The following is a 13,575-nucleotide window of genomic DNA, read 5'->3' on the forward strand; positions in this document are numbered from 1 at the left end:
GTCAGCCTCCGAAAATGCCCGGCAGCGGGCGCATGTAAATGCCAAGAACTTCCTGAACCAGATACCAGACGGCCCCCGTGGCGATGAAGGCAACAGGCAGCATGATGTGCCACTTGCGCTCACCCAGAATGAAAGAGCCAAGGATCAGGAATGCCGACGTCGAAATCAGGAAACCGACAGGACGCAGGCACAAAGCGTAGATCACCATCAAAGCCAGCAGCATCAGCGCCTGATCCAGATGGTATTCACCCAACCGGCGATAATCGATGTCGGCTTCCTTGATCTCGGACTTTTCAAAGCCCAGCAGGATGATCGTTGTGGTGATGATCCCCAGAATGGACAGCACTTTGGGGAAGGTGCTTGGCCAGATGGGATTTCTTTGCATGAAGGGGGGAAGGCTACCGTCCATCGTGAACCAGGCGGCGTAGCCATATGTTAAACATACACCCAGCAGAACGAGCGCGATCCAGCGATCCAACGCCATGATGCCCCCTCCTTTTTTGTTGTCTTTGGGGAAGGCAGAGCGGCGGTCCGCTCTGCCGATTTTCAGTTAGAGAAAGCCCAGCTTCTTCATCAGATCACCGATCTGTTGTTCCTGCTGCTCAAGGAACGTCTGGAAGTCAGCGCCCGAGTTGTGGATGTTGACCCAACCGTTGCGCGCCCGAACTTCTTCCCATTCAGGAGTGTCGTACATCTTGGCGATTGCATCTTGATATGCCGCCAGCTTGTCTTCCGGCAGGCCAGGTGCTGCGAAGAATCCGCGCCAGTTGACGAAGGTGGTATCGATACCCTGTTCCTTCATGGTCATCGCATCAGGAGCAGCGTCAACGCGTTCTTCCGATGTGACACCGATGATTTTGACTTCGCCCGCGTTCGACAGGTCAACAGCTTCCGAGAAACCGGTCGACAGTGCCGCGATTTCACCGGATAGAAGCGCCGCCATGGCTTTGCCGCCTGCGTCATACGGAATGTACTTCACGCCCAGAGCGTCTTTACCAGCGGCTTCCATGACCATGGCTGCAACCAAGTGATCCATGCCGCCCGGTACCGAGCCACCACCAATTGCTGTGGCCGAAGGATCAGCGTCAAAAGCTGCCAACAGATCGTCCATCGAGTTGATCGGGCTGTCTTTGCCTACGACGATCGCCGCATAGTCACCGATGGTGCCTGAAACCAGAGTCAGGTCGCGGAAGTTATGCGGGAAAACACCGGTCAGCGAACGGATCACGATGGGGGTTGAGTTCACCATCAATGTGCCGTGATTGCTGTCAGCGTTTTCAATCAGAAAGCCGATGGCCTTACCGCCGCCGCCACCGGACATGTTTTCATAGGATGCAGTGCCAACAAGACCCGCATTCGTAAGGGCTTCACCCGTGCCGCGGGCAGTTCCGTCCCAACCGCCACCGGCACCACCGGGGATCAGAAAGTGGATGCTGTCCACGACTTGATCTCCGGCCAATGTCGGGCCGGTCAGGCCGATTGCGGCCACAGCTGCGATTAGGGCGCGACGGCCCAGTTTAATCGTTGTCATGATTTCCTCCCGTTTGACAACCGGCCGCATGGCGGCTCAGATTGGATGGAACAAAAACACACCAACCTGACATCAACCTGTCACGCGGCAAAATACTGAAAAAGCCTGATGAAATTTCTACTTGTCGAAGACAATTTGGACCTCGCGAACGCGGTCAGTTCGCGCATGCGTCTGGACGGTCATGTCATTGATCACGCAGCGAATTTGGAGGACGCAACCGCCTTTGTCGAAACCGAGGAATATGACCTGATTCTGTTGGATATCATGCTCCCAGATGGGGATGGCCGAGACTTTCTGAAACGGCATCGGGCAAGTCGACTGGACACTCCCGTGATTGTATTGACCGCGCGCAGTCAGGTTTCTGATCGAATCGGTTCTTTGGATCTTGGGGCCGACGATTACGTCACAAAGCCATTTGATCACGCTGAACTCGAGGCTCGATGCCGTGCCGTTTTGCGTCGCAAGTCAGGCATCACAAAAACGACGATCGAGATGGGCGGCATTGTCTTCGATCCGGTCGCGGGGCATTTGACCGTCGCCGGGGACATCGTTTCTTTGCGGAATCGTGAATTGCGTATGATGGAGCTGTTCATCAACGCACCCGGTCATGTGTTCTCGAAACAGAAGCTGGCAGATCGGCTGTTTTCCTACGATGACAACATTTCAGACAACGCCATCGAGGTCTATGTGGGCCGATTGCGCAGGCATCTTGAAAAATCGGACCTCAAAATAACTACCCTGCGCGGTCTGGGGTATAGGCTGGATCATGACAACTAACCCGACCGTTTCAGGGTCATTGCGAAACAGGCTGGTGCTCGCGTTGATTGGCGGTGCGGCTGTTCTTGCAATTCTTCTGTTCTTCACAGTTCGCAACTATGCGGCGCAGGTGGCACAACAAGGTCAGGACAACATACTTGAAGCTTCAGTCACATCGATACTGGATGCTGCGGCGCTCAGAGATGGTGCACTCGAGGTAGATATCCCGTACGCAGCATTTTCAATGCTGAGTACACCTTCAGATGACCGAGTGTTCTATGCGATCTTTCAGGACGGTGAGTTCCTATCAGGCTACGAAGACCTTCGGTTTGCTGGTGGGCTCGGAGAAAGCGATTGGTCGTTCAAAACCGGCGAAGTTCGCGAAGAACTTATCCGACAGGTCAGCGCCAGCCGGACTCTTGTTGGACTTGACCGACAAACCGAGGTCGAAGTCGTACTGGGTCAAACTCAGGATGCACTTTCCGAAACTCTTGATCAGATTTCGCGCAATGCTGCTTTTCTTGGGTTGGGGTTCTTTCTACTCACCGCAGCTTTATCTTTCTGGATCACGTCGACAACCATTGGTCAGCTCAACAAGTTGACGACTTCGGTAACCCGAAGGGGGCCGCAGGATCTGAGTCCTTTCAAAAAACCAGTTCCACGAGAAATGGCGCCGCTTGTCATGTCCTTGAATTCCTTGATGGGCCGGTTGGATCAGTCGCTTAGCCAATCCGAGGACTTTATCGCCGAAGCAGCCCATCGCGTCAGGACACCTTTGGCGACTGTCAGATCATATGCCGAAGCCACGCTCCACCGTGTGGAAAGAAAAGAAAACCGCGAGGCGCTGCGTGCTATGGTTCGCGCGATTGACGAAAGCTCGCGCGCAGCAGGTCAACTTTTGGATCACGCCATGATTACGTCTCGCGCGGACCGGCTAGAGCGCGAGAATGTTGACCTTGTCGAGTTGATCCAAGAACTGGTTCAGCGTTTGACGCCCATCGCTGAAATGAAGGAACTGTCGCTCTGTCTGACGGGCGATAAATCGGTTCCGTATTCTGGAGATCCTATTCTTATTCAAAACGCTGTCAGAAACATGATCGACAATGCGTTGAAATATGCCCCCGCAGACAGCATCGTAGATATAGAGGTCACAGCGAAACCCGAGGTTAAGGTCAGCGACACCGGGCCCGGCTTTCTTCCCAGCGAAGTTGACAGACTGACCCGGCGATTTGAGCGTGGGGAAAACGCTGTAGGAACCATTGGCTCTGGACTGGGACTAACCATTGCAAAGGATGTGGCAACTGCACATGGGGGAATGCTGGTTCTATCGAACCGGCCCAAGGGGGGCGCATGCGTTACATTATCGCTTTGATGCTGGCTTTTCTGCCCGGCGCTGGATGGGCAGAAGACTGGGAAGATCAGTTGATTTTCAACGAAGGTGCAGAGGGTCCCAGGCTGCGGGTAATCTCTAGCACGGACACAGTTCTATTTGCGCCACTGATTGAGGAGTTTGTGGCGAAGAACCCCTTAATTAGTGTCGAATATCTGGTCTCGGGCACGGCCGATATCAACATGCGGGTCCGAGCCGCTGCTGATGCATTTGACGTGGTTGTGTCCAGTGCGATGGATCTGCAACTCAAACTGGCCAATGATGGGTATGCCCTACCAATCGACGACATCGATACACCGCACTGGGCACAATGGCACAATAGCCTTTTCTCGTTCACCACTGAGCCGGCGGCCATTGTGATCAACAGGGCGGCATTTGAAGGCCAGCAAGTTCCCGTAACGCGCCAAATGTTGATCGAAGCTTTACGGAAACGTCCGGAAGAATTCCGTGGCAAGGTAGGCACTTATGATGTTCGCCAGTCCGGTTTGGGTTACCTCTTTGCAACGCAGGATGCGCGAGCTTCGGAAACCTATTGGCGCTTGATGGAAGTTATGGGCGGGCTTGATGTGCGGCTGTATTGTTGCTCGGGCGAAATGATCAATGATCTGGCCGATGGCACGATTCTGGTCGCATATAACGTGTTGGGCAGCTACGCCGCTGTCCGAGCCGAAGGTAAAGATGCGCTTGAAGTTATTTTTCCGACTGATTTTCAAACGATTATGATGCGTACTGCTTTGGTTTCAAATGCAACTCAGGAACCAGACGCAGCAGAAGCTTTCATCCGCCATCTCGTTGCCGAAAAATCTGCCGTGCAGGAAACGCAGTCCTCCCTCCCGCCGCTGACGTCTCCGGGAGGGGTGACTGACAGAGAAACGATTGGATTGAACCCGGCTTTGCTGACTTTTTTGGATGACCTTAAGCGTAAAAAGTTTCTTTCCGCATGGGAAAATGCGGTGATTCAATAGGCAGCGGAGACCATCAAGTAGATCTGAGCGCGAACTTGTAACGTGCTGAATTTCTTAGTCGCAAACGAAAAAAGGTTACGGCCGAGGCGAGCACCGTATTCGTGTTCGAGAGCCAATTGTCCCAATCAAATCCGTTTGCTAACGTCATCCACGCGTCGGGGAGGGCGCCTAAACCAAAAATGCTGGACTATTCGCATAACGCTTGGCTTGTGGCAGCCTCGTTAGCTGTGGCGCTGATGGCAGGCTTTACCGGCCTTTATCTTACGCATGGTGCATCGAAGCTGGACGACCAGCGCCGTAAGATCATCGTGGCGCTGGCTGCGGTGGTTCTGGGCGGCGGCATCTGGTCGATGCATTTCGTCGCCATGCTGGGCCTGCAACTTCCGATCCTGTTCTACTATGACGCGCTGATCACTCTGATTTCGGCCCTTGTGGCGATCCTGATGGTAGGTCTGGCGCTGCTGTTGCTGCATTTCCGACCACGTTCGGTGCAGACCATAGTGGGGGCGGGCGTGATCGTGGGTCTTGGTATCGTTGTGATGCACTATATCGGTATGGCCGGGATGGAACTGTGCCGCCCGGTCTACAACGTGTGGGACGTAGTGTTGTCAACGCTGGCCTCGGTCGTGCTGTCGGTTGTGGCGATCTGGGTGGCCTACGACAACCGCACGCAGCGTAACATCTTGCTGGGAACGGCCTGTTTCGGATTGGCGGTGTTTACCATGCATTTCGTAGCCACCGGTCTGACCGATTTCACCGTCAGCGACAGCACCGGCGGGGCCGGTCCGGCACTGAACAATCAGGTGCTGGCGATGGGTGTCACCGTGGCTGTGTTCCTGATCTGTGGAGCGTTCCTGTTGACTGGCGTTAGCTTCCTTGAACCTGCCGCAGTTGCGGCGCCTGCTTCGCCCAGCCCCGAACCCGCAACCTTGCGGGCAGGGATTCCCTTTGAGCGCGAAGGCCAGACCTTTTTCGCCGCCCCGTCCGAGATCGCCGCCATCCGGGCCGAGGGGCATTATACCGTGCTCTATATTGGGGCCGAGAAACTGTTCTGTCCCTGGTCCATCACCGAGGCTGAAACCCGCCTGACCCCCGATGGCTTTTTGCGTGCCCATCGCAGCTATCTGGTGAACCCCAAACATGTCTCCAGTTTTGAGCGTCACAAGGACAATGGCACCTGTTATTTCGACGGTGTGGATGCGTTGACCAAGGTGCCTGTCAGCCGGTCACGCCTGTCTGACATTCGCGAAGCGCTGGGCCTTTGATCGCAACTCGTGCAGCCTATTCGCATTTCGTGAAACAAGCTGCGCGCCCCGTTCCCGTTGACTGGAACGGCTGACACGGGCGTTCTTTCCTGACCCTAGGTCCCCCAAGGCATATTGCTCGGACCCAGGGAGGAAAAACATGATACCAGCCGGTTTTGAGTATCACCGGCCAGGCGATATCGCCTCGGCCATCGGCATTTTACAGGAACACGGAGACGAGGCGCGCGTGATCGCGGGCGGGCACAGCCTGATTCCGATGATGAAGCTGCGCATGGCCGAGATGGGCCATCTGGTCGATTTGCAGGCCATCGACGAACTAAAGGGCATCGAGGTCGGCTCCGACACCGTGACCTTGGGCGCGATGGTCACGCAGCACGAATTGATCACGCATGACGGTCTGGCCGCTGCCATTCCACTGATCCGCGAGGCGGCGTTGCAGATCGCTGATCCGCAGGTGCGCTATGTGGGTACTGTCGGCGGTAACGTCGCCAATGGCGATCCGGGCAATGACATGCCGGGGTTGATGCAGTGCCTGAACGCCACGTTTGATCTGTCCGGCCCCGATGGCAATCGCAGCGTCGCCGCGCGTGAGTTTTACGAGGCCGCGTATTTCACCGCGCGTGAGGATGAGGAAATCCTGACCCGTATCTCGATCCCGGTGCCCAGCGCGGGAGTCGGTCAGGCCTATGAAAAGCAAAAGCGCAAGATCGGCGACTATGCCACGGCTGCGGCGGCTGTGATGGTGGGCAACGGAACGGCCTCGGTCGCGATGACCAACCTGGCCGACACGCCGATCTGGTCCGAAGGTGCCAGTGCGGCGCTGGCCGATGGCGATGTGAATGGCTGCGTCGCGGCGATGCTGGATGCGATTGATCCGGTTGCCGACAATCGCGGCCCCGTCGAGTTCAAGAAACATGTGGCAGGCGTCATGCTGCGCCGCGCCATCGACCGCGCCCAAAGCCGCGCGGGTTGAGGGGAGGAGAACCCATGTCAAAAATGCACGTCAAACTCACCGTGAACGGGCGCGAGGTCGAAGGTCTGGCCGAGCCGCGCACGTTGCTGATCCACTTCCTGCGGGAAGATCTGAAAATCACTGGACCCCATATCGGATGCGAAACCAGCCATTGCGGCGCTTGCACCGTTGATATCGATGGCAAGTCCGTCAAATCCTGCACCACCTTCGTGGCGCAGGTGAACGGTGCCGACATCACAACGGTCGAAGGGCTTACCAACGACGATGGCAGCCTTGGCGTACTGCAGGAAATGTTCCGCGAACATCATGGCCTGCAATGCGGTTTCTGCACGCCGGGCATGATCACCCGCGCGCATCGCCTGCTGCAGGAGAACCCGAACCCAACCGAAGAAGAAATCCGTTTCGGTATGGCTGGGAACCTGTGCCGCTGCACCGGCTACCAGAACATCGTCAAGGCGATCTCGGCTTCGGCTGACATGCTGAACGCTCAGAAGGAGGCCGCGGAATGAACGATCAAACTTTGACCCCCGAAGAACGCGCCGCCAACCTCAAAGGGATGGGCAGCTCGCGCAAACGCGTCGAGGATGTGCGCTTTACCCAAGGCAAGGGCAATTATGTCGATGACATCAAGCTGGACGGGATGCTGTTCGGCGACTTTGTGCGCTCCCCCTACGCACATGCCCGCGTTGTCAGCGTCAACAAAGAGGCCGCGCTGGCGCTGCCCGGCGTGATCGCTGTTCTGACTGCTGAAGACTTGTCGCCGCTGGGCCTGCATTGGATGCCGACACTGGCGGGTGACAAGCAGATGGTGCTGGCCGATGGCAAAGTGCTGTTCCAAGGTCAGGAAGTCGCTTTCGTTGTGGCCGAGGATCGCTATATCGCGGCGGATGCTGCGGAACTGGTCGAGGTTGAATACGAAGAACTGCCCGTTCTGACCGACCCGTTCGAGGCGCTGAAATCCGATGTGGTCCTGCGTGAAGACCTTGAGGGTCAGACCGAAGGTGCGCACGGGCCGCGCAAGCATCACAACCACATCTTCACCTGGGAACAGGGCGACAAAGACGCGACCGAGGCTATTCTGGCCGAGGCCGATGTGGTGGCTGAAGAGATGGTCTATTACCACCGCACCCATCCTTGCCCGCTGGAGACCTGCGGGTCGGTCGCGAGCATGGACAAGGTGACCGGCAAGCTGACGCTCTACGGTACGTTTCAGGCCCCGCACGCGATCCGCACGGTTGTGTCGCTGATCTCGGGCATTGCCGAGCACAATATCCGCGTCATCAGCCCCGACATCGGTGGTGGCTTTGGCAACAAGGTCGGGGCCTATGCGGGCTATGTCTGTTCGGTCGTGGCGTCCATCGTGACCGGCAAGCCAGTGAAATGGGTCGAGGACCGGATGGAGAACCTGATGTCCACCGCCTTTGCCCGCGACTACTGGATGCAGGGCAAGATCGCGGCTACCAAGGACGGCAAGATCACTGGGCTCTGGTGTCACACCACGGCGGACCACGGTGGCTTTGACGCCTGTGCGGACCCGACAAAGTTTCCTGCCGGGTTCATGAATATCTGCACCGGGTCCTATGACATCCCGACCGCCTATCTGGCCGTGGATGGTGTCTATACCAACAAGGCTCCGGGCGGGGTGGCCTATCGCTGTTCTTTCCGTGTGACCGAGGCCGCCTATTTCATAGAGCGCATGATCGAGGTTCTGGCCATCAAGCTGAACATGGACGCGGCCGAACTGCGCCGGATCAACTTCATCAAGGCCGATCAGTTCCCCTATCAGTCCGCGCTGGGCTGGGAGTATGACTCGGGCGACTATCACACCGCCTGGGACAAGGCGCTGAAGGCTGTGGATTATGACGGCTTGCGGGCGGAACAGGCACAGCGGGTCGAGGATTTCAAGGCTGGTAAAACCCGCAAATTGCTGGGCATTGGTCTGACGCATTTCACTGAAATCGTCGGGGCCGGGCCAGTCAAGAACTGCGATATCCTTGGGCTGGGTATGTTTGACTCGTGCGAAATCCGCATCCACCCGACCGGGTCGGCTATCGCACGGCTGGGGACGATCTCTCAGGGTCAAGGTCATGCCACGACCTTTGCGCAGATCATTGCCAGTGAGATCGGGTTGCCTGCCGATGACATCACGTTGGAGGAAGGCGACACCGACACCGCGCCCTATGGTCTGGGGACTTACGGGTCTCGGTCCACGCCTGTGGCCGGTGCGGCAACGGCAATGGCCGCGCGTAAGATCCGCGCCAAGGCGCAGATGATTGCGGCCTATCTGCTGGAGGTCCATGATGACGATGTCGAATGGGATGTGGATCGGTTCGCCGTCAAGGGCGCGCCTGAGCGGTTCAAGACGATGAAGGAAATCGCCTTTGCTGCCTATAATCAGGCGATCCCTGGCTTGGAGCCCGGTCTTGAGGCGGTCAGCTACTACGACCCGCCGAACATGACCTATCCGTTCGGAGCCTATATCTGTGTCATGGAGATCGACGTGGATACTGGCGAATGGGATGTTCGCAAGTTCTATGCGCTGGACGATTGCGGCACGCGGATCAACCCGATGATCATCGACGGGCAGGTTCATGGCGGCGTGACCGAGGCGCTGGCCATCGCGATGGGGCAGGAGATTGCCTATGATGAGATGGGCAATGTGAAGACCGGCACGCTGATGGACTTCTTCCTGCCGACTGCGTGGGAGACGCCGAACTATATCACCGACTATACGGTGACACCGTCCCCGCATCATCCGATTGGTGCGAAGGGTGTGGGTGAGAGCCCGAATGTTGGGGGCGTTCCCTGTTTCTCGAACGCGGTGCATGATGCATTCCGGCCCTTTGGGTTGGTGCAGAGCCATATGCCGCATGACCACTGGCGCATCTGGAAGATTGCCAATGGGCTGGGGATGCATGGGTGATTGGGTTCGGATCGGCTTGCCCGATCCGACTAAACGGAGGGGGCCAGCCCCCTCCGAACCTCCCCCGAGGTATTTTTTGCCAGATGAAGAATGGATCCCGGTTTTGACTTTGAGTGATGTGCAGAACGGATTGGCCGCGCAAGGCTATGTTGCTGATGATCGGTTGGCGATGGCACTGCATCTGGCGCAGGCTTTGGGGCGGCCATTGTTGTTGGAAGGCCCGGCCGGGGTGGGTAAGACCGAGGTCGCCAAAGCGGTGGCGGCTTGGCGGGATGCCAGATTGATCCGGTTGCAGTGCTATGAAGGGCTGGATGCCAGCCACGCGATTTATGAGTGGAACTATCAGCGGCAACTGCTGGCGATCCGGGCGTCGGAGGCGCAGGGAGGGGTTGGCGAGGCGCAGTTGTTTTCCGATGCGTATTTGCTGAAACGCCCTTTATTAGAGGCTATTTCGCAGGACGAGCCTCCGGTTTTGTTGATTGATGAGATTGATCGGGCGGATGAGGAATTCGAAGCTTATTTGCTGGAAATCCTGTCCGACTTTCAGATCACCATCCCCGAGCTTGGGACGGTCGAGGCGACGACTCGGCCCATTGTGATCCTGACCGCCAATGGGACGCGTGATTTGTCGGATGCTTTGCGTCGGCGGTGTCTTTACAGTTTCCTTGATTACCCCTCGAAAGAGGTTGAAATGGCGATCCTTCGGGCGCGGATGCCCGAGGTTGAAGGCGTGCTGGCGCGGCAGATCATTGGGGTCGTACAGGCGTTGCGCCAAGAGGAATTGGAAAAGACGCCGGGCATTGCAGAGATGTTGGATTGGGCTGCAGCCCTGTCAGGTTTGGGCGTCAACGACATGGCGCAATCGCGCGACGCTGTGCAGGCAACGCTTGTATGTTTGTTGAAGACGGCTGCGGACTATGACGCGGCTCCGCCCGAGGTGATGGACCGGCTGATCGGCAAGGTGGCGTGATGCAGGTCACGCGGTTTCCTTCTCGGGCTGATGGGTTGGCAGATCGGATGTCTGGGTTCATCGCGCATTTGCGGTCGAACGGGCTGCGGGTTGGTCCGGGTGAGACCGCGGATGCGTTGTCTGCATTGTCTCAGATCACAGCGACGGATGCGGATCAGGCCCGTCGGGCGCTATGTGTGTTGCTGGCGAGTGACGCCGAGGATTGGCGACGTTTTGATGATCTGTTCGATGCCTATTGGTTCAACGTTGGAAAGCAGCGCGAAGGGGTCGCGCAAACGAACCACGTGAGGGTGCAATCTGCCAAACCCATGATTTGGCAGGATGCCGCACATTCCGACGAACAGGGTGCCGAAAGCGCAGAGCAAGAGGGTTCTGCCGATCAGGGCGAAGGCGAGGCCGAGGGGACTGATGGCAAGTTGATTGCGACACGCACAGTCAACCTGTCACGCAGGGACCTGCGCGAGTTGATGGATGACGAGGCTCTAAGGCAGGCGGAAAAGGCGGCTTTGATGTTGGCACGTGCCATTCGGGATCGACGCTCGCGTCGGCGGAAACGGGCATTGCGGGGGCCTGCACTGGACATGCGACGAATCCAGCGCGCAAGTCTGGCGCGCGGGGGTGAGCCGATGGATCTGTACCGACGGGCGAAACCGCCGCGTCCTATGCGGATCGTGGCGCTGTGCGATGTCAGCGGCTCGATGACTGTGTATTCGCGGGTGTTTCTGGCCTTTCTCAAAGGTCTGATCGGTAGCGGGACCGAAGCGGATGCTTATCTGTTTCACACGCGCCTGATGCGGGTGACGGACGCCCTCCGCGATCACGACTCGATCCGTGCGGCTGGGCGGTTGTCCTTGATGGCCGAAGGGTTCGGTGGCGGCACCGACATTTCGGGCAGCCTAGAGAGCTTTCTGAACGGCTATGGCGCGCGCGCTTTGAACGGGCGGACCATCGTGCTGATCCTGTCCGACGGCTATTGCAGTTCCGACCCGCAAGCGCTGGGCGCAGTTCTGGCGCGCATCCGGCGCAAGTCACGGCGCATCGTCTGGTTGAACCCGTTGAAGGGATGGAAAGACTACCAACCCATCGCAGCGGCGATGCAGGCGGCCGAACCCCATTTGGACGCGCACTTGCCTGCCAACACACTCGAGGCGCTGGCAGCGCTTGAGCCGCAGTTTCGCAAGTTGTGAAAGGAGTCTGATATGGCAAATTTCGACATATTTGACACGATCGAAACCCTGCGCCAAACCGGTGAGCCGTTCTGCGTCGCCACGGTTCTGCGCACAGCGGATGCGACCTCGGCCAAGGCCGGGGGAAAGGCGGCGATTGCGCGCGACGGGCGGATATTGGGTCATCTGGGCGGTGCCTGTGTGCAGCGCGCGGTGCGCAGTTCAGCGACACAAGCGCTGGCCAGCGGTGCGCCGCAGATGATCCGCGTGAAACCCTCGGACAAGGTGGTCGACATGACGGACCCGGATGGCGTGCAAACCTTTAAAAGCGGCTGTCCCTCGGGCGGGACGGTGGATTTGCTGGTTGAACCGTATCAGCACGCGCCAAGATTGGTGATCTTTGGCACCTCGTTGATCGCCAAGGCGCTGGGCGAACACGGGACGCTTGCCGGGTTTCGGGTGACATCCAGCACGCCCGAGACGGTCGGAGATTTGGATATCGAGGCGCGCGACTTTGTTGTCGTCGCCTCACAAGGGCAGGGGGATGGCGCAGCCCTTGGGGCCGCGCTGAGGACGCAAGCCGCGCGGGTGTCGATGGTGGCCAGCCGCCGCAAAGCCGAAACACTCATGGAAAAGCTGATTGGACAGGGTCTGGACCCGGCCCGCGCGGCGCGTCTGAAATCCCCAGCCGGGCTGGACATTCATGCCATTGATCCGCACGAAATCGCCCTGTCGATCCTGGCCGAGATCGTGATGTGGCGAAACACAGACAAATCGACGGAGGTCTCTCAGGATGAAAAACTTGCTTAAGCGCCTATGGCCGGCGCGTCCGAAACAAACACCGGAACAGGCGACGGAAACCGCGCTTTTGGTCTTTCCGAAATGCTGTTGAACAAAGGAAACATGAATGGAACTGAGTGACGAAATCCGCATCGCCGCCCCGCGCGACGTGGTCTACAAGGCGCTGAATACGCCCGAGATTCTGCAGGAATGCATTCCGGGTTGTGAAGAGCTGATCCAGAACTCGCCCGAGGATCTTGAGGCCAAGGTGGTCCTGAAAATCGGTCCGGTCAAAGCGAAATTTGCCGGGCAAGTGACGCTGGACAATTCCAATGCCCCCGGCGGGTTTTCCCTGACCGGTGAAGGCAAAGGCGGTGCAGCCGGGTTTGCCAAAGGCGGTGCCGAGGTCACACTGACCGAGGATGGAGCCGAGACAATTCTGGCCTACACCGCCAAGGTTGACGTGGGAGGCAAGATCGCCCAGCTGGGCAGCCGTCTGATTGCGGGTACGGCCAAAAAGCTGTCGGGCAAGTTCTTCACCCGCTTTGGTGAGATCGTGGCGGAACAGGCTGTGTCCTGATCATTTTTTTGGGCCGGTTTCCGGACTGGCCCGAATTTTGCTGTGTGAATTTATCCCGTGCGAAAAGCTTTGATCTTTGTGCGCTTGGTGCAAGTCGTTAGAATATATTGATATTTTTAGCACAGAGTTAAGCGGTGAAAATGATTGATGAAAATGACCCTTCGGGGTGGGATTCTCATGTCTGGATTTCTACGACCTGGAACGATGCGGTTGGCGTAACTCCGATGACGCGGAGGGAATATGAGCGGCATTGGCGCGCGGGTCAGCCCAAAGAAA

The 13,575-nt window shown here is 57.7% G+C and carries 13 protein-coding genes; 11 read left to right on the forward strand and 2 right to left on the reverse strand.

Going from position 1 to position 13,575, the window contains the following annotated elements; genetic code table 11:
- Position 1 precedes the first annotated feature (1 nt).
- Together J7380_RS12040 and J7380_RS12045 are read right to left on the reverse strand one after the other, a co-directional pair.
- Positions 2-484, reverse strand: coding sequence for a tripartite tricarboxylate transporter TctB family protein (locus J7380_RS12040; protein ID WP_209196040.1), 483 nt, complete (start codon positions 482-484; stop codon positions 2-4).
- 66 nt (positions 485-550) lie between these two features.
- Positions 551-1,531, reverse strand: a complete 981-nt coding sequence (locus J7380_RS12045; protein WP_209196041.1) for a tripartite tricarboxylate transporter substrate-binding protein — start codon at positions 1,529-1,531, stop codon at positions 551-553.
- A 108-nt stretch (positions 1,532-1,639) separates the two neighbouring features.
- On the opposite strand from J7380_RS12045, the gene J7380_RS12050 reads away from it, so the two are divergent.
- The 11 genes from J7380_RS12050 to J7380_RS12100 all read left to right on the forward strand — a co-directional run bounded on the left by J7380_RS12050 (position 1,640) and on the right by J7380_RS12100 (position 13,299).
- Positions 1,640-2,308 carry a response regulator transcription factor gene (locus J7380_RS12050; RefSeq protein WP_209196042.1) on the forward strand — a complete coding sequence of 223 codons (669 nt, stop codon included), beginning with the start codon at positions 1,640-1,642 and terminating at the stop codon, positions 2,306-2,308.
- Positions 2,298-3,659, forward strand: coding sequence for a sensor histidine kinase (locus tag J7380_RS12055; protein ID WP_209196043.1), 1,362 nt, complete (start codon positions 2,298-2,300; stop codon positions 3,657-3,659). The genes J7380_RS12050 and J7380_RS12055 overlap by 11 nt, the downstream gene beginning before the upstream one ends.
- Entirely contained in the window at positions 3,638-4,642 is a 1,005-nt protein-coding gene (locus J7380_RS12060) for an ABC transporter substrate-binding protein (protein WP_209196044.1), read from the forward strand. The genes J7380_RS12055 and J7380_RS12060 overlap by 22 nt, the downstream gene beginning before the upstream one ends.
- Positions 4,643-4,821: 179 nt before the next feature.
- Positions 4,822-5,907 (forward strand): MHYT domain-containing protein, encoded by a 1,086-nt coding sequence (locus J7380_RS12065; protein WP_209196045.1) that lies wholly within the window; start codon positions 4,822-4,824, stop codon positions 5,905-5,907.
- 139 nt (positions 5,908-6,046) lie between these two features.
- A complete protein-coding gene (locus tag J7380_RS12070) occupies positions 6,047-6,880 on the forward strand; it encodes a xanthine dehydrogenase family protein subunit M (protein WP_209196046.1) in 834 nt (277 codons plus the stop codon).
- Positions 6,881-6,894: 14 nt separating this feature from the next.
- The gene (locus J7380_RS12075) at positions 6,895-7,389 is read left to right on the forward strand and encodes a (2Fe-2S)-binding protein (protein ID WP_170386829.1); all 495 of its coding nucleotides are present in this window, start codon (positions 6,895-6,897) and stop codon (positions 7,387-7,389) included.
- Positions 7,386-9,803 carry an aerobic carbon-monoxide dehydrogenase large subunit gene (locus J7380_RS12080; RefSeq protein WP_209196047.1) on the forward strand — a complete coding sequence of 806 codons (2,418 nt, stop codon included), beginning with the start codon at positions 7,386-7,388 and terminating at the stop codon, positions 9,801-9,803. The genes J7380_RS12075 and J7380_RS12080 overlap by 4 nt, the downstream gene beginning before the upstream one ends.
- A 103-nt stretch (positions 9,804-9,906) precedes the next feature.
- Positions 9,907-10,773: a MoxR family ATPase gene (locus J7380_RS12085; protein ID WP_247742512.1), complete on the forward strand. Its 867-nt coding sequence runs from the start codon at positions 9,907-9,909 to the stop codon at positions 10,771-10,773.
- Complete coding sequence (locus J7380_RS12090) at positions 10,773-11,960, forward strand: VWA domain-containing protein (RefSeq protein ID WP_209196049.1); 1,188 nt, start codon at positions 10,773-10,775, stop codon at positions 11,958-11,960. The genes J7380_RS12085 and J7380_RS12090 overlap by 1 nt, the downstream gene beginning before the upstream one ends.
- Before the next feature lie 12 nt (positions 11,961-11,972).
- The gene (locus J7380_RS12095; protein WP_209196050.1) at positions 11,973-12,749 is read left to right on the forward strand and encodes an XdhC family protein; all 777 of its coding nucleotides are present in this window, start codon (positions 11,973-11,975) and stop codon (positions 12,747-12,749) included.
- 97 nt (positions 12,750-12,846) lie between these two features.
- Positions 12,847-13,299, forward strand: coding sequence for a carbon monoxide dehydrogenase subunit G (locus J7380_RS12100; protein WP_209196051.1), 453 nt, complete (start codon positions 12,847-12,849; stop codon positions 13,297-13,299).
- Positions 13,300-13,575 lie beyond the last annotated feature (276 nt).

It is taken from the genome of Ruegeria sp. R8_1, assembly GCF_017743815.1.
In the GTDB taxonomy this organism is placed as follows: domain Bacteria; phylum Pseudomonadota; class Alphaproteobacteria; order Rhodobacterales; family Rhodobacteraceae; genus Ruegeria; species Ruegeria lacuscaerulensis_A.